The sequence below is a fragment of the Ectopseudomonas khazarica genome (assembly GCF_017915135.1).
Classification (GTDB): Bacteria; Pseudomonadota; Gammaproteobacteria; order Pseudomonadales; family Pseudomonadaceae; genus Aquipseudomonas; species Aquipseudomonas khazarica.
Map to the genome: position 1 here is coordinate 509851 of NZ_CP068551.1, position 22995 is coordinate 532845.

At 67.0% G+C, this 22995-nt stretch carries 26 protein-coding genes; 14 read left to right on the forward strand and 12 right to left on the reverse strand.

Annotated features, from left to right (window positions below; translation table 11 throughout):
- Positions 1-80: 80 nt before the first annotated feature.
- From choX to JLK41_RS02390, 4 genes are all read left to right on the forward strand, one after another.
- Positions 81-1013 (forward strand): choline ABC transporter substrate-binding protein, encoded by a 933-nt coding sequence (choX, locus tag JLK41_RS02375; protein WP_152487697.1) that lies wholly within the window; start codon positions 81-83, stop codon positions 1011-1013.
- Positions 1014-1111: 98 nt separating this feature from the next.
- The gene (gene cdhC, locus JLK41_RS02380; RefSeq protein WP_037049944.1) at positions 1112-1999 is read left to right on the forward strand and encodes a 3-dehydrocarnitine:acetyl-CoA trimethylamine transferase CdhC; all 888 of its coding nucleotides are present in this window, start codon (positions 1112-1114) and stop codon (positions 1997-1999) included.
- A gap of 105 nt (positions 2000-2104) precedes the next feature.
- Positions 2105-3070, forward strand: coding sequence for an L-carnitine dehydrogenase (locus tag JLK41_RS02385; protein ID WP_150607723.1), 966 nt, complete (start codon positions 2105-2107; stop codon positions 3068-3070).
- A gap of 112 nt (positions 3071-3182) precedes the next feature.
- On the forward strand, positions 3183-3659 hold the full coding sequence (locus tag JLK41_RS02390) for a thioesterase family protein (RefSeq protein WP_210390260.1): 477 nt from the start codon (positions 3183-3185) through the stop codon (positions 3657-3659).
- 7 nt (positions 3660-3666) lie between these two features.
- On the opposite strand, the gene JLK41_RS02395 is transcribed toward JLK41_RS02390, so the two are convergent.
- Entirely contained in the window at positions 3667-4062 is a 396-nt protein-coding gene (locus JLK41_RS02395) for a YkgJ family cysteine cluster protein (protein WP_037049937.1), read from the reverse strand.
- Between the two features lie 308 nt (positions 4063-4370).
- Between JLK41_RS02395 and JLK41_RS02400 the strand changes: the two genes are divergently transcribed.
- The 7 genes from JLK41_RS02400 (at position 4371) to JLK41_RS02430 (ending at position 13777) form a co-directional block, all read left to right on the forward strand.
- Complete coding sequence (locus JLK41_RS02400) at positions 4371-8006, forward strand: DUF2339 domain-containing protein (protein WP_210390261.1); 3636 nt, start codon at positions 4371-4373, stop codon at positions 8004-8006.
- Positions 8003-9346, forward strand: coding sequence for a DUF3999 domain-containing protein (locus JLK41_RS02405; protein ID WP_210390262.1), 1344 nt, complete (start codon positions 8003-8005; stop codon positions 9344-9346). Before JLK41_RS02400 ends, JLK41_RS02405 begins: the two co-directional genes overlap by 4 nt.
- Positions 9347-9540: 194 nt before the next feature.
- Complete coding sequence (locus JLK41_RS02410) at positions 9541-11211, forward strand: histidine kinase N-terminal 7TM domain-containing diguanylate cyclase (protein ID WP_210391180.1); 1671 nt, start codon at positions 9541-9543, stop codon at positions 11209-11211.
- A gap of 62 nt (positions 11212-11273) precedes the next feature.
- Positions 11274-12281: a class 1 fructose-bisphosphatase gene (locus JLK41_RS02415; RefSeq protein ID WP_037049929.1), complete on the forward strand. Its 1008-nt coding sequence runs from the start codon at positions 11274-11276 to the stop codon at positions 12279-12281.
- 3 nt (positions 12282-12284) lie between these two features.
- Positions 12285-12899, forward strand: coding sequence for a DUF924 family protein (locus JLK41_RS02420; RefSeq protein ID WP_150607728.1), 615 nt, complete (start codon positions 12285-12287; stop codon positions 12897-12899).
- Positions 12900-12970: 71 nt separating this feature from the next.
- On the forward strand, positions 12971-13222 hold the full coding sequence (locus JLK41_RS02425; protein ID WP_037049924.1) for a lipoprotein: 252 nt from the start codon (positions 12971-12973) through the stop codon (positions 13220-13222).
- 12 nt (positions 13223-13234) lie between these two features.
- Positions 13235-13777 carry a lipocalin family protein gene (locus JLK41_RS02430; protein ID WP_210390263.1) on the forward strand — a complete coding sequence of 181 codons (543 nt, stop codon included), beginning with the start codon at positions 13235-13237 and terminating at the stop codon, positions 13775-13777.
- A 37-nt stretch (positions 13778-13814) separates the two neighbouring features.
- On the opposite strand, the gene JLK41_RS02435 is transcribed toward JLK41_RS02430, so the two are convergent.
- Positions 13815-14252, reverse strand: a complete 438-nt coding sequence (locus tag JLK41_RS02435) for a hypothetical protein (RefSeq protein ID WP_152487703.1) — start codon at positions 14250-14252, stop codon at positions 13815-13817.
- 186 nt (positions 14253-14438) lie between these two features.
- On the opposite strand from JLK41_RS02435, the gene pip reads away from it, so the two are divergent.
- Together pip and dtd are read left to right on the forward strand one after the other, a co-directional pair.
- Positions 14439-15410 carry a prolyl aminopeptidase gene (gene pip, locus JLK41_RS02440; protein WP_037049918.1) on the forward strand — a complete coding sequence of 324 codons (972 nt, stop codon included), beginning with the start codon at positions 14439-14441 and terminating at the stop codon, positions 15408-15410.
- A complete protein-coding gene (gene dtd / locus JLK41_RS02445) occupies positions 15407-15844 on the forward strand; it encodes a D-aminoacyl-tRNA deacylase (RefSeq protein ID WP_047590082.1) in 438 nt (145 codons plus the stop codon). Before pip ends, dtd begins: the two co-directional genes overlap by 4 nt.
- Here the strand turns inward: dtd and JLK41_RS02450 are convergent.
- Entirely contained in the window at positions 15807-16304 is a 498-nt protein-coding gene (locus JLK41_RS02450) for a DoxX family protein (protein WP_210390264.1), read from the reverse strand. The two genes, dtd and JLK41_RS02450, sit on opposite strands and share 38 nt — an antisense overlap.
- Before the next feature lie 89 nt (positions 16305-16393).
- Here JLK41_RS02450 and JLK41_RS02455 point away from each other — a divergent pair, with 89 nt between their 5' ends.
- Entirely contained in the window at positions 16394-16981 is a 588-nt protein-coding gene (locus JLK41_RS02455) for a TetR/AcrR family transcriptional regulator (protein ID WP_210390265.1), read from the forward strand.
- 48 nt (positions 16982-17029) lie between these two features.
- Here the strand turns inward: JLK41_RS02455 and JLK41_RS02460 are convergent, their stop codons facing one another.
- From JLK41_RS02460 to ubiE, 9 genes are all read right to left on the reverse strand, one after another.
- Positions 17030-17740: a 16S rRNA (uracil(1498)-N(3))-methyltransferase gene (locus JLK41_RS02460; RefSeq protein WP_210390266.1), complete on the reverse strand. Its 711-nt coding sequence runs from the start codon at positions 17738-17740 to the stop codon at positions 17030-17032.
- Positions 17737-18531, reverse strand: coding sequence for a twin-arginine translocase subunit TatC (tatC, locus tag JLK41_RS02465; RefSeq protein WP_037049910.1), 795 nt, complete (start codon positions 18529-18531; stop codon positions 17737-17739). Before tatC ends, JLK41_RS02460 begins: the two co-directional genes overlap by 4 nt.
- Entirely contained in the window at positions 18528-18869 is a 342-nt protein-coding gene (gene tatB / locus JLK41_RS02470) for a Sec-independent protein translocase protein TatB (RefSeq protein WP_037049907.1), read from the reverse strand. The genes tatC and tatB overlap by 4 nt, the downstream gene beginning before the upstream one ends.
- A gap of 3 nt (positions 18870-18872) precedes the next feature.
- Positions 18873-19106, reverse strand: a complete 234-nt coding sequence (gene tatA, locus JLK41_RS02475) for a twin-arginine translocase TatA/TatE family subunit (protein WP_037049905.1) — start codon at positions 19104-19106, stop codon at positions 18873-18875.
- 30 nt (positions 19107-19136) lie between these two features.
- Positions 19137-19469: a phosphoribosyl-ATP diphosphatase gene (locus JLK41_RS02480; protein WP_037049903.1), complete on the reverse strand. Its 333-nt coding sequence runs from the start codon at positions 19467-19469 to the stop codon at positions 19137-19139.
- Positions 19462-19860 (reverse strand): phosphoribosyl-AMP cyclohydrolase, encoded by a 399-nt coding sequence (hisI, locus tag JLK41_RS02485; RefSeq protein WP_210390267.1) that lies wholly within the window; start codon positions 19858-19860, stop codon positions 19462-19464. The genes JLK41_RS02480 and hisI overlap by 8 nt, the downstream gene beginning before the upstream one ends.
- Before the next feature lie 70 nt (positions 19861-19930).
- Positions 19931-21514, reverse strand: a complete 1584-nt coding sequence (gene ubiB / locus JLK41_RS02490; protein WP_134676124.1) for a ubiquinone biosynthesis regulatory protein kinase UbiB — start codon at positions 21512-21514, stop codon at positions 19931-19933.
- Complete coding sequence (locus tag JLK41_RS02495; protein WP_175253240.1) at positions 21511-22128, reverse strand: ubiquinone biosynthesis accessory factor UbiJ; 618 nt, start codon at positions 22126-22128, stop codon at positions 21511-21513. Before JLK41_RS02495 ends, ubiB begins: the two co-directional genes overlap by 4 nt.
- Positions 22128-22898, reverse strand: a complete 771-nt coding sequence (gene ubiE, locus JLK41_RS02500) for a bifunctional demethylmenaquinone methyltransferase/2-methoxy-6-polyprenyl-1,4-benzoquinol methylase UbiE (protein WP_210390268.1) — start codon at positions 22896-22898, stop codon at positions 22128-22130. The genes JLK41_RS02495 and ubiE overlap by 1 nt, the downstream gene beginning before the upstream one ends.
- Between the last annotated feature and the right edge of the window lie 97 nt (positions 22899-22995).

Sequence of the window (22995 nt, forward strand, 5' to 3'; positions counted from 1 at the left end):
GAGATCCCCGAGCACGGTGGGGGCCACGAGCCTCTAGAAGAACGAAATAGAACCGCTGTGACACGATGAGGAGCACCCAGATGAAAGGTCTTACCGCGCTGGCCGCGTGCTGCACCCTGAGCCTGTTCAGTACCTCCCTGCTGGCCGATGATGCCAGCTGCAAGAACGTTCGCCTCGGCGCCGTCGGCTGGACCGACGTGGTCGCCACCACCGCAGTCGCCAGCGAGCTGCTGAAAGGGCTCGGCTACGAGACCAAGCAGACCCAGGCATCGCAACAGATCATCTTCGCCGGTATCCAGAAGGGCCAGGTCGACGCCTTCCTCGGCTACTGGAAGCCGATCATGGATGACAACATCAAGCCGTTCCTCGATGCCGGCGCGGTCAAGGTCGCCGCCGAGCCGTCGCTGAGCGATGCCGTGGCAGTGCTCGCGGTACCCAGCTACACCGCCGACAAGGGCCTCAGGACCCTGGCCGACATCGCCAGGTTCAAGGACGAGCTGGACGGCAAGATCTACGGTATCGAGGCCGGCTCCGGCGCCAACACCGCGATCCAGAAGATGATCGATGCCAACCAGTTCGGCCTGGGCGGCTTCAAGCTCGTCGAGTCCAGCGAGGCGGGCATGCTCGCGGCGGTCGGTCGCGCGGCGAAGAACCAGAAACCGGTGGTGTTCTTCGGTTGGAAACCCCATCCGATGAACCTGTCGATGAAGATCTCCTACCTGAGCGGCACCGACGATGTGTTCGGCCCCAACGATGGCGCCGCCACCGTCTCCACCGTGACTGCGCCGGACTACGCCGAGCGTTGCCCGAATGCCAATCGCCTGCTGACCAGCCTGCGCTTCACCAGCGACCAGGAGGCCGCGCTGATGCAGCCGATCATGGAGCGCAAGGCGCCGGAGCAGGTCGCGCGTGACTGGATCAAGGCCAACCCGCAGGTGGTCGACGCCTGGCTCGTCGGGGTCACCACGCTCGACGGCAAGCCGGCCAACGCCGCCCTGGTCGCCGGCAACTGAGCTCCTGGCGCCGGCTTGCGGCCGGCGCCCATCCCCATTTCTCCAACGCATGCGGCCATGCCGCAGGCACCCTCATGCCCTGCACAGGACAGCTCAAGATGAACTACGAGGTTATCGTCACCTGCGCGGTGACCGGCGCTGGCGACACCGTCGGCAAGCACCCGGCGATACCGGTCACCCCCAAGGAAATCGCTGCCGCTGCCATCGAGGCGGCCAAGGCCGGCGCCACCGTCGCCCACTGCCACGTGCGCGATCCGCAGACCGGCAAGCCCAGCCGTGACGTGGCGCTGTACCGCGAGGTGGTCGAGCGCATCCGCGACAGCGACACCGATGTGATCATCAACCTCACCGCCGGCATGGGCGGCGATCTGGAGATCGGCGCGGGCGAGCAGCCGCTCGAGTTCGGCGCCGGTACCGATCTGGTCGGGCCCATCGAACGCCTGGCGCATGTCGAGGCGCTGCTGCCGGAAATCTGCACGCTGGACTGCGGCACGCTGAACTTCGGCGACGGCGACTTCATCTACGTCTCCACCCCGGCGCAGCTGCGTGCCGGCGCCAGGCGCATCACCGAGCTGGGGGTCAAGGCCGAGCTGGAGATCTTCGACACCGGGCACCTGTGGTTCGCCAGGCAGATGCTCAAGGAGGGGCTGCTGGAAGACCCGCTGATCCAGCTGTGCCTGGGCATTCCCTGGGGCGCGCCGGCCGACACCACCAGCATGAAGGCCATGGTCGACAACCTGCCGCCCGGCATCACCTGGGCCGGCTTCGGCATCGGCCGCATGCAGATGCCCATGGTCGCCCAGGCCATGCTGCTGGGTGGCCACGTACGCGTGGGGCTGGAGGACAACATCTGGCTCGATCGCGGCGTGCATGCCAGCAATGGTCAGCTGGTCGAGCGCGCCATCGAGATCATCGAACGCCTTGGCGGCCGTGCCCTGACCCCGGCCGAGGGCCGCGAGAAGATGAAACTCAAGCGGCGTGGCTGACGCGCCACGTCGTCCGGGGCGCTTGCGAGTGCCCCTCACCCTGAACCAGGGCCGAGAAAACCTTTGCCATCCCCCGGATTGCATCCGGGCTACCGGAGTTCAAGCATGACCTTCGTTACCGAGATCAAGACTTTCGCCGCCCTCGGCACCGGTGTGATCGGTGCCGGCTGGATCGCCCGCGCCCTGGCCCATGGCCTCGACGTGATCGCCTGGGACCCGGCCCCAGGCGCCGAGCAGGCGCTGCGCACGCGCCTGGCCAACGCCTGGCCCGCGCTGCAGAAGCAGGGGCTGGCGCCCGGCGCCTCGCTGGAGCGGCTGCGCTTCGTCGAGAGCATCGAGCAATGCGTGGCCAACGCCGACTTCATCCAGGAGAGTGCGCCCGAGCGCCTGGAACTCAAGTGCGAGCTGCACGCGAAGATCAGCGCCGCCGCGCGCCCCGACGTGCTGATCGGCTCCAGCACCTCGGGCCTGCTGCCCAGCGAGTTCTATGCCGATGCCGTGCGCCCCGAGCGTTGCCTGGTCGGCCACCCGTTCAATCCAGTCTACCTGCTGCCGCTGGTGGAGGTGGTCGGTGGCGCGAAAACCGCAGCGGAGGCCGTGCAGGCCGCGATCCAGGTCTATGCATCGCTGGGCATGCGCCCCTTGCACGTGCGCAAGGAGGTGCCGGGCTTCATCGCCGACCGCCTGCTCGAGGCGCTGTGGCGCGAGTCGCTGCACCTGGTCAACGACGGTGTGGCCACCACGGGCGAGATCGATGACGCGATCCGCTTCGGCGCCGGCCTGCGCTGGTCGTTCATGGGCTCCTTCCTCACCTACACCCTGGCCGGCGGGCCGGCCGGCATGCGCCACTTCATGGCCCAGTTCGGCCCGGCGCTGAAGCTGCCCTGGACCTACCTGGAAGCGCCGGAGCTGACCGAGGGGCTGATCGATGCGGTAGTCGAAGGGACGGCCGCGCAACAGGGCGAGCGCAGCCTGGATGCACTGGAACGCTACCGCGACGACTGCCTGCTGGCGGTACTCGAGGCGATCCGCCAGACCAAGGCCAAGCACGGCTTCGATTTCGCCGAGTAGCCGAGTCCGTTCTGCGCAGGGCAACCCTGCGCTACGCTATCCAACCCCTCCGCCCACCCTTCTCCTGCCTGCGGGAGAACGGCCGGGGGGATGCATCCGGAGCCACATCGACATGTGCAACGCAGCCCTGACCACCTACCGCACGCGCATCCACGCCGACTGGGTCGACTACAACGGCCATCTGCGCGATGCCTTCTACCTGCTGATCTTCAGCCATGCCACCGATGCGCTGATGGATGCGCTGGGGCTGGACGAGGCCGGTCGTGCCCGTACCGGCCACACCCTGTACACCCTGGAGTGCCATCTCAACTTCCTGGCGGAAGTGAAGGGCGGCGAAGCGGTGGAAGTGCGCACGCAGTTGCTCGCCCACGACGCCAAGCGCCTGCATATCCATCACGCGCTGTATCGCCCGGCCGAGGCCGACAGCCTGGCGGAAAGCGAACAGATGCTGATGAACATCGACAGCGCCGCCGGCCGTTCGGCGCCCTTCGATGCCCAGGTGGCCGAGCAGGTGCAGCGCCTGGCGGCAGACCACCAAGAGCTGGCGACGCCGGCCTGCGTCGGGCGGGTCATCGGCCTGCGCCGCTGACGGCGCTCTACTTCGGCTTGTACGCGCAATAGCCCGGTCGCGGGCCGACCCTGGGATGGTGGCGGCAGGTGTCCGGGCGTTTCTCGTAGACGCTGCACAGGCGCGTCTTGCGGTCCAGGAACAGGCAGTCGTTGTTGGACATGCGCGTCAGGGTGAAGATGCCCGACTTCTGGTTGAAGCGCTCGATGGTGCCGTCCTTCTGCAGGCGCTTGGCGATGTTCTTGATCGGCTCGCTGCGTTCGAACTCATCCACCAGCTCCAGGCGGATCAGGTCGTTCAGGCGCACCTCCACGGGCAGGGTGCAGCAACTGGATATGCAGCTGTGGCACATGTCGGCGCTGTATTTGGCCCAGGTTTCCAGGCGGTCGATTTCTGCAGCGGCTATCAGGCGGGGCTTGATCATGGTTGGCTAGGGGCGGTCTGCGCCGCATCGGTCACGGGGCGGCGATGATAGCGGGCGCGGTGAATTTGTGAACCACCGGTCGGCGGCGGATTTTCCTTGTGCCTGTGATGGAGGTGGCAATCGTCTCTCTGGGTGTTGGACGGCGCGACTCCTATACTGGCGGGCGACTCTGAAAAACGGCCTGCGTGGTCAGCGCTGCGTTCGCAACAAGCTGACTACCTTGCCGAGGTTTCGGAGGCACCCTGTGGCCTCCTCGGGCTGCCAGCAGGGACGCGAGGCGACTTTCTCATCGGAACGGGACATGCTGCATGCAATGGATTTTCATGCTGGTCGGGTTGGTGCTCGGCACGGGCGCCAGCGAATCGCTAACCGGGGCGCTGCTGGGCGGGCTGATCGGCCTGAGCCTGGGCCAGGCGCTGCGCCTGCAGGGGCTCGAGAAGCGTAACGCGCAGCTGGCGGCGCAGCTCAAGGATTTCGCCGAGCGTTTCGAGCGCGGCACGCGGGCCATGCACGAGCGCCTGGTCAAGGTCGAGCAGGGCGCGGCTGTCGAGCCGGAAGCGGCTCCCGTGGCGGCGGAACCTGTCGTCAGCGCGTCCGCCACGGCAGAACCGCAACCCTGGGTGGCAGAGGCGCCTCGGCCAGAGCCCGAGCCACAGCCCGAACCAGAGCCCGAGCTGGACTGGACGCTGGACCCGCTTCCGGAAGTCGCTCCCCCGCAACCGGCGCCACAGCCTGTGGCAGCTGCCGCATCGCTCGTGCATGAGCCGACGCCTGCCCCGCAGCAAGGTCCCTGGCGCGAACAGGCACCACGCGAGCCGAACCTGATCGAGCGCGGCATCGACGCGGCGAAGGCCTGGCTGTTCGGCGGCAATACCGTGCTGCGGGTCGGTGTGGTCCTGCTGTTCCTCGGCCTCGCCTTCCTCCTGCGCTACGCCACCGAAGGTGTCGAGGTGCCGGTGGAGCTGCGCTACATGGGCGTGGCCGCCAGTGCCCTGGCCCTGCTGGGGCTGGGCTGGTGGCTGCGACTGCGCAACCGCAGCTATGCCCTGGTGCTGCAGGGCACTGGCATCGCCGTGCTGTACCTGACGGTGTTCGCTGCCATGCGCCTGCATCCCTTGCTCGACCCGGGCATGGCGCTGGGCCTGCTGGTGGCGGTGACGCTGTTCTCGGCCATCCTCGCCGTGCAGCAGAATGCCCTGGGCCTGGCGGCGGCCGCGGCACTCGGCGGCTTTGCCGCGCCAATCCTCACCTCCACCGGCAGCGGCAACCATGTCGCGCTGTTCTCCTACTTCGCCCTGCTCAATGCCGGCATCTTCGCCATCGCCTGGTTCAAGGCCTGGCGCCTGCTCAACCTGATCGGCTTCGTCGGCACCTTCGGCATCGGTTTCGCCTGGGGGCTGCGCTCCTACGAGCCGCAGCTGCTGTGGAGCACCGAGCCGTTCCTGGTGCTGTTCTTCCTGATGTACGTGGCCATCGGCCTGCTCTTCGCCCGCCGCACCCTGCGTGACGCGGCGGATGCCCCTGAGGCGCGTGGCGAACTGCTGCGCTGGTCGCTGCAGCGCGGCGATTATGTCGATGCCACCACCCTGTTCGGCCCACCGCTGGTCGGCTTCGGCCTGCAGGTGGCGCTGGTGCGCCATATCGAATTCGCCGCCGCGTTCAGTGCACTCGGCCTGGGCCTGTTCTACCTGCTGCTGGCGCGTGTGCTGCAGCTGCGCGCCGGCGGACGTGCCCTGCTGCTGGTGGAAACCTGCCTGGCCCTGGGCGTGGTGTTCGCCAGCCTGGCCATCCCACTGGCCCTCGACGCCAGCTGGACAGCCGCTGCCTGGGCCGTGGAGGGTGCCGGGATCTACTGGCTGGGCCTGCGGCAGCAGCGGCCACTGGCGCGTGGCTTCGCCCTGTTGCTGCAGGTGGGTGCCGCCCTGGCGTTCGCCACAGGCCTGGAACCGGGCGACTCCAGCCTGCTCGACGGCTCGGCGCTGGGCGCGCTGATGCTCGGCGTGGCGCTGTTGTTCAGCTACTGGCAACTGCGCCAGGCGCCACAGGCTGCCAGCCCCTGGGAGGTGCGTCTGCAGCCCTGGCTGGGGCTGGCGGGGCTGGCCTTCCTCTGCCTGATCGCGCCGCTGACCTTCGCGGCCCCCGGCACGGCCATCGCCTGGGCGCTGGCCGGTCTGGTCACCCTGTTCGTCGGCCTGCGTCTGGCCGCGCCCGTTTTCGTCTACGCCGCCTTCGCCATCCAGCTGCTTGGCGGGCTGCTGTTCCTCGGCCAGATGGCGCTGGAGTCGCTGCAAGGGCGGGGCGGCTTCAACGCCGGCTGGTTTGGCCTGCTGGCGGCCTCGGTGGTCGGCTTCGGCCTGATCGCGGGCATGCTGCTGGCGGCGCGCGACCCGCTGATCCGTGACAACCGTCGCCAGCTTGCGGCCTTGTCCTGGGTGATGCTGGTGGGCCTGGTGTTCATCAACCTGGCGGTGCTGTTCGTGCTGCCCTGGGTGGCCGCTGCGGCGGTATGGGGAGCCAGCGGGCTGCTGACCCTGTGGCTGGCGCTCTACCTGCAGCAACGTGCGGCCTTCTGGTTCAGCCTGGTGCTGCAGCTGTTCGCCGGTCTGGCCTTCCTGGCAGCCGGGCCGTTGCTGCTGTCGGGAATCAGTGGTGTCGGTCTGTCGCCACTGGCGCATACCGGTTTCTGGACACCTGCGGTGCTCGGCCTGGCTGCGCAGATCGGCGCCTGGCGCCTGCATGCGCTGCTGCGCAGTGGGCGGGACAGCGGGATCGATGGCGTCAGCGTGCAGCGTCTGGGGCAGTTGCTGCTGACCTGGGGCGCCGCCTGGTGGGCGCTGGCGCTGGCCAGCGAGGTGCTGCGTTTCGTCGCGGCGGAGCTGCAGGTCGGTGTGCTGCTGGTGCTGCTGGCGCTGAACATGGCGCTGTATGCCTGGCTGGCGACCCGCAACCGCTGGGTCGAGCTGGCCCTGCTCGATGGCCTGCTGGTCCCGCTGGCCGGCATGCTGCTGCTGTATGCCTGGCATCCCTTCTATCACCCGGCGGCGCACTGGGGCTGGCTCGGCTGGGGCCTGGTGTTCGCCGCCCACCTGTGGTCGCTGCGGCGCCTGGCCGGGCTGCTGCCGGCCACGGCGGCCAGTGTCGCCCACGTGCTCGGCTGCTGGCTGTTGCTCGGCGTACTGGCGCTGGAACTGCGCTACCTGCTGCTGAGTCTGGCCGATCACTACAATGCCTGGCGCTGGCTGGGCTGGGCGCTGCTGCCGACGGCCTATCTCTGGGCCATGGCGCAGGCGCGTCGGCTGCCCTGGCCGGTGGCTGGTTTCGAACGCGAATACCGCCTGTGGGCGGCTGCGCCCCTGGCCGTGTTGATGCTCGGCTGGTTCTGGCTGGCCAATGCCAACAGTGCAGGTGACAGCGACCCGCTGCCGTACCTGCCGCTGCTCAATCCGCTGGAGATCGGCCTGCTGCTGTGCCTGGGTGCGTTGTTCGTCTGGGGGCGTACCGCGCTGCCGCGCCTGGGCCTGGAACCGGGGCGTGCGCTGCAGCTGTTGCAGGTCGTGGTCGGCGTGTCGCTGTTCGCCCTGTTCACCCTGATGGTGATGCGCAGCGCCCATCACTGGGGCGGCGTGCCCTGGCACAGTGCAGCGCTGTTCGAGTCGATGCTGGTGCAGGCCGGGCTGTCCATCGTCTGGACCCTGATCGCCCTGGCGCTGATGCTGTTCGGGCACCTGCGTGCACGCCGCGAGCTGTGGCTGGTCGGGGCGGCGCTGATCGCCCTGGTGGTGGCCAAGCTGTTCTTCGTCGAGCTGGGCAATCGCGGCGGGCTGGAACGTATCGTGTCCTTCATCGGCGTGGGCGTGCTGCTGCTGGTGGTGGGCTATTTCGCCCCGCTGCCGCCGCGTCAGGCCGAGCGCGAAGCAACCAACGAACAGGAGTCTGGCGCATGAAGATGACCGGTCTGGGCCTGCTGCTGGCCCTGTCCATGGCGGCTGCCGCGCAGGCTGCAGAGCAGCTGCGCGACTTTCATGAAACCGCCGACCTGCAGCTGTCCGGCGCGGGCCCCTGGTATCGCCTGGAGCTGCCCTTCGCCGCGCACCTTGCTGCCAGCCATGCTGACCTGCGTGATCTGCGGGTGTTCGATGCCAGTGGTCAGGCGCAGGCCTATGCGCTGATTCCCGCCAGCAGCGAACGGGTGGACCAGGAGCAGGCACATGGCGTGCGCTGGTTCCCGCTGCGTGGTCCCGCCGATACGCAGGATGTGCCGGCGTTGCGTGTGGAGCGCAACACCAGCGGCACCCTGATCGAGCTGAGCGATGTCGCCCCGTCCGACGCCGGGCTGCAACTGCGCGGCTGGTTGCTCGATGCCAGTGCCATCGAGGCGCCACTGGTGCGCCTTACCCTGGACTGGAGCGGTGCCGAGGAAGGGTTCCAGCGCTTCAGCATCGAAGCCAGTGACGACCTGCAGCACTGGCGCCGCTGGGGCGACGGACAACTGGCCCGCCTGAGCTTTGCCGACGAGCGTATCGAACAGCGCCAGGTCGAGTTGCCAGGGCAGCGTGCCCGCTACCTGCGCCTGCTCTGGCAGAGCCCGCTGCCGGCCCCGCAACTGCAGAGCGTGACGCTGCGCAGTCGCCGCCAGGACCAGCAGCCGGCGCCGCTGGTGTGGTCCGAGCCCCTGGCGGCCCGCGCGAGCGGCGATGGGCGCTTCCAGTGGCAGTTGCCACTGACGTTACCCTTGCAGCGCTTGCGCGTCGCCCTGGAGCAGGACAACACGCTGGCCCCTGTGCGCTTCGAATCACGCACCGGCGACCAGGGAGGCTGGCAGCCGCTGGCCAATGCCGTGCTCTATCGCCTCCCCGAGGGCGGGCGCGAGGTGCTCAACGATGAGCTGAGCCTGCCGGGCTGGCCGCTGCGCCAGCTGCGCATGCAGCTGGACCCGCGTGGCGGCGGCCTTGGCCAGGACAGCGTGGCCATCCAGGTGGCGCTGCGTGCCACGCGCCTGGTGTTTCTGGCTCGTGGCGAGCCGCCCTACGTGCTCGCACTGGGCAATGCGCATGCGCAGTCGGCGGCGCTGCCGTTGCACACCCTGATCCCCGGTTACCAGGCAGAGCGCCTGAGCAGTCTCGGTCGGGCAGAGCTGGCTGAACCGCTGCTCGCCGCTGCCACTGGCCAGGTCGAATCGCGATCCGACTGGCAGCGTTGGGGACTCTGGGCTGTACTGCTACTGGGAGTTGGGTTGCTCGCTGCGATGGCGGCGAGCCTGTTGCGCGGCCAGCCGAGGGCCTGACAGGCTGCGGAGGGCGAACAAAGCGCTGCTGCGGCAGGGCTTTTGCAGTATCTTAGCTGCCTTGCGCCAATCCAGCATTTGAGGTCAGGAAGGCCCTTGCGTATTTCGATTCGCGTCATTGCCCGTTCGTTCTGTGTCGGTGCCGCCGTGTTCGACCCGTTTGCCTGTCCCCCGCATGCAAGGAGGGACAGGTGATTCAGGCGTGCGTGGCTTCCGGCTGGAGCCTGTCGCCACCGGTGTTGCTGACCCTGCTGGTGTGCCTCGGGGTCGTGCTGCTGGCGCACTGGGTCACGCGTCAGCGCGACTTTCCCGGACGCGACAGCTTCATCCTGCTGCACCTGGCGAGCCTCTGGTGGATGGGGGCCGCGGCACTGGAGATGAGCTTTCTCGGTGCCGACTGCAAGATGTTCTGGGCCAGCATGGCCTGGCCGGGCATCGTTTCCACGCCAACCTTCTGGGCGGTGTTCCTCTGGCAGTACGTCAACAGCATGCGTGCACCGCTGCCGCGCAAGGGCATTCTCGGTCTCAGCGTGGTGCCACTGCTGGTCTGGGGCCTGGCGCTGAGCAACCCCTGGCATGGCCTGTTCTATGGCGCGGGCAGCGCGCCGATCGACGACAGCCTGGGTGCCCCCGTGCGTTACGAGCATGGCCCGCTGTTCTACGCCGCCGCGGTGTACGTCTACCTGTTCATGGCCTTCTGCATGGGCGTGGTGACACGCGCGGCGGCGCTCAGTCAGGGGTTGCACCGCCGCCATTATCTGGCCTTCGTGCTGGTCACGGCGGTGCCCTGGGTGGCCAACGTCGGCTACGTGGGGTTCGGCTGGACACTGTTCGGCTTCGACCCGACGCCGTTCAGCTTCGCCTTCACCCTCGTCGCCTTCTCATGGCTGATCGTGGGCGTGCGTCTGTTCGACCTGTTGCCGGTGGCCAGGCATCTGCTGCTCGAAGCCCTGCTCGATCCGGTGCTGGTGGTCGACCCCAGCCGGCGGGTGATCGAGGCCAACCCGGCGGCGTTGAAGCTGGCCGGGCTGCAGCAGGGCTGGCAGGGGCGCGAGCTGAAGCAATGGCCGGTGTTCGGTGCGGACCTGCAGGCGCTGTTGCTCGAGCACGCAGGTGAGCACGACCGGCCGCTGACCCTGACCAGCGCCGCGCGCTACTACGAGGTGCGTCTGCGCGCCATCGAGCGTGCCACCCGCCATGGCCCGGCCCTGCTCGGCCACATGATCTACGTGCGCGACGTCACCCAGCGTCACCTGAGCGAGCTGAAGCTGGCCGAGGCGCTGGCGTTGAGCGAAGAGCGTCTGCGCACCATCTCCTGCCTGCACGAGCAACTGCGCGAGCAGGCGCTCTGCGACCCGCTCACCGGGCTGTACAACCGCCGCTACCTGGACGAATTCTTCGAGCGCGAGCTGGCCAGGGTCCAGCGCGAGAACCTGCCGCTGGCGGTGGCCCTGATCGATCTCGATCACTTCAAGCGCCTCAACGACGAGTGCGGGCACCAGGTCGGTGACGATGTGCTCAAGGCCGTCGCCCAGCACCTGCTGGACAACCTGCGCAGCACCGACGCAGTGTTCCGCATCGGTGGCGAGGAGTTCCTGCTGATCCTGCCCGGTGCCGATCCCGACGAGGCGAGCGCGCGCCTGCAGAGCATCTGCTCGCAACTGGCGGCGCGCGAGCTCGCCACACGCGGTGGCGACCAGCGCGTGACCCTGTCCGCCGGCCTGGCGTACTGGCCCCAGCAGGGGCAGGTGCTCGACGAGCTGCTGCACGCCGCCGATGCGGCGCTCTACCAGGCCAAGCGCACGGGGCGTAACCGTGTCTGCAGCCTGGATGAGAGTGCCCGAGTCAGCCATCCATCCCGCTAGGCAGCATTACGCGGCGACTCGGGTTAAACTGCGCGCGATTTTTTTCCTTTCCGGAGTCGTCCATGTCCCGCGTCACCCTCAGCCGCTACCTGATCGAACAGACTCGCAGCCACAACACCCCGGCCGACCTGCGTTTTCTCATCGAGGTCGTGGCCCGGGCCTGCAAGGAGATCAGCCACCAGGTATCCAAGGGCGCCCTCGGCGGTGTGCTCGGCAGTCTGGGTTCGGAGAACGTGCAGGGCGAGGTGCAGAAGAAGCTCGACGTGATCTCCAACGAGATCCTGCTCGAGGCCAACGAGTGGGGCGGTCACCTGGCCGGCATGGCCTCCGAGGAAATGGACAACGCCTACCAGATTCCGGGCAAGTACCCGAAAGGCGCCTACCTGCTGGTGTTCGACCCGCTGGACGGCTCCAGCAACATCGACGTCAACGTCTCGGTCGGCACCATCTTCTCCGTGCTGCGCTGCCCGGACCGCCAGGGCGAAACCGGTGACCTGGGCGAAGAGGCCTTCCTCCAGCCCGGCACCCAGCAGGTTGCCGCCGGTTATGCGATCTACGGCCCGCAGACCATGCTGATGCTGACCCTCGGCGACGGCGTGAAAGGCTTCACCCTGGATCGCGAACTGGGCAGCTTCGTGCTCACCCACGACGACATCAAGGTGCCGGAGTCGACCAAGGAATTCGCCATCAACATGTCCAACCAGCGTCACTGGGAAGCGCCGGTGCAGCGCTACGTCGGCGAACTGCTGGCTGGCGAGACCGGCCCGCTGGGGCGCAACTACAACATGCGCTGGATCGCCTCGATGGTGGCCGACGTGCATCGCATCCTCACCCGCGGCGGCGTGTTCATGTACCCGCGCGATGCCCGCGAGCCGGAAAAGCCGGGCAAGCTGCGCCTGATGTACGAGGCCAACCCGATGTCGATGATCATCGAGCAGGCCGGTGGTGCCGCCACCAACGGTCAGCAGCGCATCCTCGAGATCGAGCCGGAGTCCCTGCACCAGCGTGTCGCGGTCTTCCTCGGTTCCAAGGAAGAAGTGCTGCGCATCACCGCCTACCACCGGGGCTGATCGGTGCAGCCCTGGCAGCCGCTGCTCGACTGGTGGTTCGCTGCGGACGAACTCGGTTCGTCCGCCAGCGCCCGTGCCGTGTCGGCGGCGCGCCACGGTCTGTGGTTCGGCAAGCGCGAGAGTCAGGACCGCGAAGCCGAGCAGCGCTTCGCCGCGCAGGTCGAGCAGGCCCTGGCCGGTGAACTGCCGGGCTGGAGCAGCGACCCGCAGGGCTGGCTGGCCCAGCTGATCCTGCTCGACCAGCTGCCACGCATGATCTTCCGCGACACGCCGCGTGCCTTCGCCGGCGATCCCCTGGCGCGTCCTCTGTTGCAGGATGGCCTGGCGCGCGGTCTGGACCGGGCGTTGACGCCGATCCAGCGGGTCTTCGCCTACCTGATCTTCGAGCATGCCGAGGACCTGCCGTTGCAGGAGCGTGCCGTCGAGCTGTTCCGTGGCCTGCTGGACGAGGCCTCGGCGGACGACCGGGCGCAGTTCGCCAGCTTCCTCGACTTCGCCGAGCGTCACCAGCAGGTGATTGCCCGCTTCGCTCGCTTTCCCCATCGCAATGCCATTCTCGGGCGTGTCTCCACGGCCGAAGAAGAGGCCTTCCTGCGGGAACCTGGCTCGCGTTTCTGAACTCCAAGCGGGCAAGTCGTCGCCGGCTATGCCAAGCTTGCTGGCATCTTCCCATCAGGAGTGTCACCCCCATGAAGATGCGTTTCCTCGCCCTGTTCGCCTGCGGCCTGTTGGCGGCCTGTAGCAAGGTCAATCAGGAAAACTATTCCAAACTCGAGGCCGGCATGAGCAAGGCCGAGGTCGAGAGCCTGCTCGGAGCGCCGGGCGAGTGCGCCGGCGCGCTGGGCATGACCAGTTGCACCTGGGGCGACGACAAGGCCTATATCAGCGTCCAGTACGCCGGGGACAAGGTCATGCTGTTCTCCGGCAAGGGACTCAAATAGACAGGAGCCTCCATGCGTTCGATCCTACTCGCCAGTGCCCTTCTCGCCGTCGTCGGTTGTGCCAACTCCGGCACTGGCAACATCCCCAGGCCGGAGCCGGAAACTGTCCAGGTCGATTTGCAGCGCTACCAGGGCACCTGGTACGAGCTGGCTCGTCTGCCGATGTTCTTCCAGCGCAACTGCGTGCAGTCCGAAGCCCACTATGGCTTGCGCGACGACGGGCGTATCGACGTGACCAATCGCTGTCGCGATGACGACGGCGAGTGGATTGAAGCCAGGGGCATCGCCGAACCCCAGATCGAAGGGCGCACCGACAAACTCTGGGTCAGCTTCGACAACTGGGCCAGCAAGCTGCTGCCGATCAAGGGCGAGTACTGGGTGCTGTACCATGACGAGGACTACCGCGTGGCGCTGGTCGGGCATCCGCAGCACAAGTACCTGTGGCTGCTCTCACGTACCCCCGAGGTCGATCAGGAAACGCGTGACAAGCTGCTTTCGGTCGCCCGCGAGCAGGGCTACACCACCGGCGAGCTGATCTGGCGCAAGACCGATTGATGACCCGTGGCGTGGCCCGACGCGTGCGGGCCGTGCCTCACTCCCAGTCCAGGCGGGCTAGCTTCCACTCGTCGCCTTCGCGCCACCACTCCAGTTTCACCGAATAGTGCCGTGCGGCGTCGGGGATCAGGCCTTCGGCGCCACTCACGCCGACCTGCGCCTCGCTGTAGCCCTTGCTGGGGATCGCCGGGTCGATCCAGCTGGTTTCGCCGAGGGCGATCACCTTGACGTTCTTGTGGCGCAGGAACAGCAGGGCCATGGTGCGCCTGGCCCAGTCGCGGTCGAACTCCTGGCGGGCCTTGAAATCGGCATGCAGCTGTTCCAGAACCGCGTTGCTGCGCTTGGCTTCGATGTTGTCCTGCAGCGCCTGCACGGCGGCTTCCAGCGCCGCCTGTGGGTCGTCCTTGGCGCCGCAGGCACCCAGCATCAGTGCGGCAAACAGCAGCAACGGTGCGAGTAGAAATCTTGCTGACATGCTGAACTCCCTTTTCATGGTTATGATGCCGGGCAGAGTGCGATACGGTAGTCGCAGCCCGCCAGCCTAGAGCCTGTTCACGATCTGCTGCGCGGCGTCCAGGCGGCGTTGAAAATCACCCAGGTGGTTTTCGCGAGCGTCCGCCCCTGGTGCGCCATTCGCAAGCGGATTCCAAGGAGCCCAACGATGCAGACTTTGTACCCGGAGATCAAACCCTACGCCCGCCACGAGCTGGCGGTCGAGCCACCGCACGTGCTGTATGTCGACGAGAGCGGCTCGGCGGACGGGTTGCCGGTACTGTTCATCCATGGCGGCCCGGGCGCCGGCTGCGATGCCGCCAGCCGGCGCTATTTCGATCCGAACCTGTACCGCATCGTCACCTTCGACCAGCGCGGCTGCGGGCGCTCCACGCCCTACGCGAGCCTGGAGAACAACACCACCCAGGCGCTGGTCGCCGATATCGAGCGCATCCGCGAACACCTGGGCGTCGACAAGTTCGTGCTGTTCGGCGGCTCCTGGGGTTCGAGCCTGGCGCTGGCCTATGCCCAGGCACATCCGCAGCGCGTGCATGGCCTGATCCTGCGCGGCATCTTCCTCTGTCGCCCGCAGGAGTTTCACTGGTTCTACCAGGAAGGTGCCAGCCGCCTGTTCCCCGATTACTGGGAAGACTACATTGCGCCGATTCCGCCGCAGGAACGCGGCGATCTGATGGGCGCCTTCTACAAGCGGCTGACGGGGAGCGACCAGATCGCCCAGATGCACGCGGCCAAGGCCTGGTCGACCTGGGAAGGGCGCACCGCCACGTTGCGTCCCAACCCGCAGGTGGTCGACCGCTTCAGCGAGGCGCATCGCGCGTTGTCCATCGCCCGTATCGAGTGCCACTACTTCGTCAACGACGCCTTTCTCGAGCCCGATCAGCTGCTCCGCGACATGCCCAGGATCGCCCACCTGCCGGGCATCATCGTGCATGGCCGCTACGACGCGATCTGTCCCCTGGACAACGCCTGGGCGCTGCACCAGGCCTGGCCCAACAGTGAGCTGCAGATCATCCGTGATGCCGGCCACTCGGCAGCCGAGCCGGGCATCACCGATGCGCTGGTGCGTGCCGCCGAGGAGATGGCCCGGCGCCTGCTCGACCTGCCCCCGGAGGACGCATGAAGCTGCTGATCCAGCGCGTCAGCGCGGCGCGGGTAGAGGTCGAAGGCGAGGTGGTGGGCAGCATCGACCAGGGCCTGCTGGCACTGGTCGGCATCGAACCGCACGATGACCAGGCCAGTGTCGGCCGCGCCTTGCACAAGCTGCTGGGCTACCGCGTCTTCAGCGACGAGGCCGGCAAGATGAACCTCTCGCTGAAGGATATCGGTGGTGGCCTGCTGCTGGTCTCGCAGTTCACCCTGGCGGCCGATACCAGGAGCGGCATGCGTCCCAGCTTCTCCAGCGCCGCACCACCGTCGCAGGGGGCTGCCCTGTTCGACATGCTGGTCGAGCGCGCCCGCAGCGAGCATGGGCTGGTCGCCACCGGGCGCTTCGGCGCCAACATGCAGGTGCATCTGGTCAACGATGGGCCGGTGACCTTTCTCCTGGATCTGTGAGGGCTGCGGGCCCTTTCAGGACACCCGCTGCATAGAGTGTCCACAGGATGATCAGCGGCTGGAATGGCAGGCGTGCCCAGTAGTACCAGCGCGCACTCGGCAAGCCCTGCGCATCGAGGCCATGCAGGGCGTTGTGCAGGTTGGCCGGAAACACGCAGACGAAGTAGACGGCCAGCATGATGCCGGCGAGTCGGCGTGTCCGTGGCCACATCAGGCCGATGGCGCCGGCGATCTCGCAGGCGCCGGTGAACAGCACCAGGGGCTCGTGCAGCGGCAGGTAGGGCGGCATCATCGCCAGGTAGCGAGCGGGTGTCAGCCAGTGGTCCACACCGATCAGCAACAGAGCCAGGCTCAGTGCCAGGCGCATGCGTGCCCGCCATGACGGCAACAACGGCAGACCCAGACGCTGCGGGAGTGCGGCAATGAGGGTGAGGAGCATGAGCAGGGCGACAAATAGCATGAGGGCATCTCCGGGTTGTCTGGCTGGCACTGGGGACTGGCTGGATGCAATATGTAGGCGGTGTCAACATTCTGAAGGAGATGTTGCTGGTGTCAACACTAAGTGAAGAGGGCATTCGTGCCTATCACCATGGCGATTTGCGCAAGGCGCTGCTCGATGCTGCGTCCGAGCTACTCGCCGAGGTGGGTGTGGCGGCGATCAGCCTGCGTGAAGTCGCACGACGCGCGGGGGTTTCGCATAACGCGCCCTACCGTCATTTCGCCGACCGTGATGCCTTGTTGGCGGCGCTGGCGCTGCAGGGGTTCGAGGTTCTGGTCCGGCGTATCGAGGCGCTGCCGGTGGCCGATCTGGGTCGGCGCGGCGAGTGCTACGTTGCCTATGCGCTGGAGTTTCCCGGACATTTCGCCCTGATGTTCGGGCCGCCGCTCGACAGGGCGGCTTATCCCGAGCTGCAACAGGTTGCCCGGCAGCTGTTTGCCCAGCTCGAAGCCAGCGTGCGAGCACTGCGCCCGGACGAGTCGGTAGAGACGGCCAGCCTGGCGGCGTGGAGTCTGGTGCATGGGCTCAGTCAGTTGCTGCTCAACGGGCAGTGCCCGGTCGAGGATGTGTCGGTCACGGCTCGCGCAGTCACCGGGCTGTTCGTCGAGGGCTTGCAGGTAGGCCGCTCTCCCGCCTAGAGCCGTTTGCAGGGTGGGCAGCCTGTAGCCTGTCCAGCGCTCGACGCCTCAGAACAGCCTGGCCAGCAACACCGGCACGGCGGTTTCCACCCGCAGAATGCGCTCACCCAGCTGCACCGGCTGCAGGCCGGCGGCCTGTTGCAGCAGATCGACCTCGTAGGGAATCCAGCCACCTTCCGGGCCGATGGCCAGGGTCACCGGGCCGTCGACCGCGCGCGGGCAGGCCGGATAGTCGCCGGGGTGCCCGACCAGGCCGAGCGTACTGGCGGCCAGTGCCGGCAGGCGATCCTCGACGAAGGGCTTGAAGCGCTTCTCGATGCTGATATCGGGCAGCACGGTGTCGCGCGCCTGCTCCAGGCCGAGGATCAGTTGTTCGCGCAGCGCGTCGGGCTGCAGGAACGGCGTCTGCCAGAAGCTCTTCTCCACACGGTAGCTGTTGACCAGCACCAGGCGCGGCACGCCCATGGCGCTGACGGTCTGCAGCACGCGCTTGAGCATCTTCGGGCGGGGCAGGGCGAGCACCAGGGTCAGGGGGAGCTTGGCCGGTGGCGGCTGGTGGAGACAGACCTGCAGCTCGGCCTGTTCGGCATCCAGGCTGAGCAGTTGACCTTCGCCCATCAGGCCGCCGAGACGGCCGACGCGCAGGCGGTCACCCGCTTCGGCACGATGTACCTCATGCAGGTGCCTGAGGCGCCGGCCACTGAGGCGAACACGATCCACGCCGACGAAGTCGGCGTCTTCCAGCAGCAGGAGGTTCACGGTTGTGGCGCGGGGGGCTGGTCTTCCGGCTCGGCTTGTTCGTCGCTCTGCTCGTCGTCGCGCTTGCGGCGGACCAGTGCGCCGGCCAGCAGGCCGCTCTCGAACAGCAGCCACATGGGCAAGGCCAGCAGCGTCTGCGAGAAGACGTCAGGAGGCGTCAGCACCATGCCGATCACGAAGCAGCCGACCACCACGTAGGGGCGGCTCTTGCGCAGGGTGGCGACGTCCACCAGGCCGACCCAGATCACCAGGAAGGTGGCGATGGGGATCTCGAAGGCCACGCCAAAGGCGAAGAACAGGGTGAGGACGAAGTCCAGGTACTGACCGATGTCGGTCATCATCGCCACGCCTTCCGGGGTCACGCTGGCGAAGAAGCCGAACATGATCGGGAACACCACGAAGTAGGCGAAGGCCATCCCGGCGTAGAACAGGAAGATGCTCGAGATCAGCAGCGGCACCGCAATGCGCCGCTCGTGGGTGTACAGCCCCGGCGCGATGAAGCCCCAGGCCTGGTGCAGGATCACCGGCATGCCGAGGAACAGCGCGCACATCAGGGTCAGCTTGAAGGGCGTGAGGAAGGGCGAGGCGACGCCGGTGGCGATCATCGTCGCCCCGGCCGGCAGGTAGGCGCGCAGTGGCGCCGCCACCAGCGCGTAGATGTCCTGGGCGAAGTAGAACAGGCCGGCGAAGATCAACAGGATGATCACCACGCAGCGCAGCAGACGCGTGCGCAGTTCGGTCAGGTGCGAGACCAGGGGCATTTCCTGATCTTCTTCCGGCTTTCTGCTCATGGTTGGGGATTCTTGTCCTGAACGCTCGGAGCAGCGTCGCTGCTCGGTTCTGCACGTTGCTCTGTGGCAGGCTGGCCGGTGCCCGTACCGAGGATGTCCTGCTTCATCGCCTTCATCTCACGCTCGAGCTCGAGAATCCGCTCGTTGTGCAGTTGGCGACGGATCTCGTCGGCGCCGATCTCGCGCTCGACCTCGGCCTTGATCGAGTTGAAGCTGCGCTTGATTCGGCCGATCCACAGGCCAGCCGTGCGCACGGCCCCGGGCAGGCGCTCGGGACCGAGCACGACCAGGGCGACCAGGCCGACCAGCAGCAGTTCGGTGAAGCCAATGTCGAACATGGCTCAGTCTTTCTTCGCTGGCTCTTCGACCTTGCGTGCCTGGGCGTCGATGGTCTGCCCCTTGCCGTCTTCCACGGCCGGCTTGTCGGCGTCGCTGTTGTCCATCGACTTGCGGAAGCCCTTGATCGCGTCACCGAGGTCGGAGCCGAGATTCTTCAGGCGCTTGGTGCCGAACAGCATGACGACGATGAGCAGGACGATCAGGAGTTGCCAGATGCTGATACCACCGAATCCCATGATGTGTTCTCCGTTGTAGTAGTTGTCAGGTCATTGTGGCGAGCGTGCGGCTTTTTCCGCATGCCCGGACAGGCCGAAACGGCGGTCGAGTTCGTCCAGCACGGCCTGCGGATGCTGCCCGAGGGCGGCGAGCATGACCAGGCTGTGGAACCACAGATCGGCGGTTTCGTAGATGAGGTCCTTGCAGTCGCCGCTGGCAGCGGCGTCCTTGGCGGCGAGGATGGTTTCCACCGACTCCTCGCCGACCTTTTCCAGAATCTTGTTCAGGCCCTTGTGATAGAGGCTGGCGACGTAGGAGCTGTCGGGGGCTGCGCCCTTGCGCGCTTCCAGTACTTCGGCCAGACGGGTCAGGGTGTCACTCATGGCTGTGTCCTGCATAGATGGCGTGCGGGTCTTTCAGCACGACGTCGACGGTCTTCCAGCCGCCATTCTCATAGACGCGATAGAAGCAGCTCTCGCGCCCGGTGTGGCAGGCGATGCCGCCCAACTGCTCGACCATCAGCACGATGACGTCGGCGTCGCAGTCGAGGCGCAGCTCATGCAGCTTCTGCACGTGGCCGGATTCTTCACCCTTGCGCCACAGCTTGCCACGCGAGCGTGACCAGTAGATGGCGCGCTGCTCGCTGACGGTAAGGGCGAGGGATTCGCGGTTCATCCAGGCCATCATCAGGATACGGCCGGTCTTGTGATCCTGGGCGATGGCCGGCACCAGGCCGTCTTCGTTCCAGTGGATTTCGTCGAGCCAATCGTTCATCGGTGTTCCAAGTCTGCCGGGCCTCGCGGCCCGTGAATTCGCCAAGTGTGCCAGTGCGACGGCCAACTGGCTATCGGCGCAACACCAGATACAGCCCGCCACCGACCATCAGCCAGGCTGGCCAGGTAGCCAGCAGTGGCGCCAGCCCCTGCATGGCACCGGCACCGATCAGAGCAGCGCCCAGCAGACGCAGCGGCCAGTGGTCGCCGCTGCGGGGCTGCTCCGCCTGTTGCGGTTGCTGCAGGCGCTCCAGCGTGTCGCGGGCGATCTGCGACAGGTGCGGCACCTGCTCGGCCTGCTGCTGCAGGTTGCGCAGCAGATGCAGCGGGCTGACACGCTCGCGCATCCAGCGCTCAAGGAACGGCTGCGCGGTGCTCCACAGGTCGAGGTCGGGGTACAGCTGGCGGCCCAGGCCTTCGATGTTGAGCAGAGTCTTCTGCAGGAGAACGAGCTGCGGCTGCACTTCCATGTTGAAGCGCCGCGCGGTCTGGAACAGGCGCAGCAGCAGTTGGCCGAAGGAGATGTCCTTCAGGGGTTTCTCGAAGATCGGCTCGCATACGGTGCGGATCGCCGCTTCGAATTCGTTGACCTTGGTGTCAGCGGGCACCCAGCCCGAGTCGATGTGCAGCTGCGCGACCTTGCGGTAGTCGCGCTTGAAGAAGGCGATCAGGTTGCGCGCCAGGTAGTCCTGGTCTTCGTCGGTGAGGCTGCCGATGATGCCGCAGTCGATGGCGATGTACTGCGGGCTCCACGGCGTGCGCGTGCTGACGAAGATGTTGCCGGGGTGCATGTCGGCGTGGAAGAAGCTGTCGCGGAACACCTGGGTGAAGAAGATCTCCACGCCGCGCTCGGCCAGCAGCTTCATGTCGGTACGCTGGTCGGCCAGGGTCGCCAGGTCGGTGACCGGGATGCCGTAGATGCGCTCCATCACCAGTACCTGGTGGCGGCACAGGTCCCAGTACACCTGTGGCACGTAGAGCAGTGGCGAGCCTTCGAAGTTGCGCCGCAGCTGACTGGCGTTGGCGGCCTCGCGCAGCAGGTCGAGCTCGTCGAAGATGGTCTTCTCGTAGTCGCTGACCACCTCGACCGGGCGCAGGCGACGGGCATCGGCCGAAGCCTTTTCGGCGATGCGGGCGATGAGGAACAGCCAGGCCAGGTCCTGGCGGATGATCGGCTTGAGGCCGGGGCGCACGACCTTGACCACTACTTCCTCGCCGCTTTTCAGCTGTGCAGCGTGCACCTGGGCCACCGAGGCCGAGGCCAGCGGCTGGCTGTCGAAGCGGGCGAACACTTCGTTCACCGGGGCGCCGAGCTGGCGCTCGATCAGGGCGATAGCCTGATCCTCGGGGAAGGGTGGGACCTGATCCTGCAGGCGTGCCAGCTCATCGGCGATGTCCGGCGGCAGCAGGTCGCGGCGGGTGGACAGCAGCTGGCCGAACTTGATGAAGATCGGCCCCAGGTCTTCCAGCGCCAGACGCAGGCGCGCGCCGCGCGACAGGTCCAGTGGCTTGCGTGGCAGCCAGCGCCAGGGCAGCAGCCAGGACAGTGCGCGCAGCCAGATGGGCAACGGCAACTCGAGGAGCATCTCGTCCAGCTGGTAGCGGACGACGACACGCTGGATACGGAACAGGCGGCGAACGGCAAGCAGCTTCATGCGTCGGGCTTATGGGCAGAAGTGAGGCGCTCGATGCGTGCTTCCAGGCGGTCGAGGGCGAGTTTCAGTCGGTCCAGTTCGGCGAAGCGCACATCGGCTTCGCGCTGTCCGACCAGGGTGCGTGATTCTTCGGCCAGGTAGTCGGCCAGGTCCTGCCTGAGGCTGGCGGCGCCGTTGCTGGCCAGGCTCACCCGGCTGCGCAGGTGGCTGGCGAGCAGGGTGGTGGCCACCGGGCCGAGCCAGCGCGAGACTTCGTATTCCCAGTCCAGCTCCAGGTCCTGGAGAATCTCGGCCAGTTGCAGCAGCGCAGCGCTGTCGCCGTCGAGGGACACGTCCGGGCGATGCAGCACGGCGGTCTTGTCGCGGCTCAGGGCCAGACGCGCCAGGCTGGCGGCCGGCGCGGTGAGGGTGCAATCGGCCGGGGCGTGCCACTGCGCGGCCAGTCGCAGGCCGTCGCCGCTGGGCAGGATGAACAGCTCCAGCGTCGGGCTCTGGCACTGCACGGCGATGACCTTGCCGCTGAGCGCCTGCAGGCGCGGCAAGGCCGTGCCGTCGAGGCGCAGAACACGATTGAGGCCGGCTTCGACGCTGGCCAGCAAGCCGGTTATCAGCATCAGGGCTTGATGCCGCGATGCAGGGCGACGATGCCGCCGGTCATGTTGTGGTAGGTGACGCGTTCGAAACCGGCGTCGACCATCATCGCCTTGAGGGTTTCCTGATCCGGGTGCATGCGGATCGACTCGGCGAGGTAGCGGTAGCTGTCGGCATCGTTGGTGATCAGCTTGCCGGCCAGCGGCATGAAGCTGAACGAGTAGGTGTCATAGGCCTTGGCCAACAGCGGGTTGCCGGGCTTGGAGAACTCCAGCACCAGCAGGCGGCCGCCGGGCTTGAGCACGCGCAGCATGGAGCGCAGGGCCTCGTCCTTGTGGGTGACGTTGCGCAGGCCGAAGGCGATGGTGACCACATCGAAGTGGTTGTCGGGGAACGGCAGCTTCTCGGCATCGGCCTGAACGAACTGCACGTTGCCGGCCACGCCCTTGTCCAGCAGGCGGTCGCGACCGACCTTGAGCATGGAGTCGTTGATGTCGGCCAGGACCACTTCGCCGGTCGGCCCGACGATGCTGGAGAACTTGCGGGTCAGGTCACCGGTGCCGCCTGCGATATCCAGCACGCGGTTGCCCGGGCGCACACTGGACAGCTCGATGGTGAAGCGCTTCCACAGGCGATGCAGGCCGCCGGACAGCACGTCGTTCATCAGGTCGTACTTGGCCGCCACCGAGTGGAAGACTTCGGCCACCTTGTCCGCCTTCTGGCTTTCCGGCACGTCCTGGAAACCGAAGTGGGTGGTGGGTTCCTGCTCCTGGGCCTTGCGTGGATCGCTCATGTCGCTCTCACCGGGTAGAAAACCGCACCATTCTAAAGCTGCGTGCGGTCTTTGTCTTGCCTGGGTGCCCCACCGTGCGGTGGGCTGGTAGAGTGAC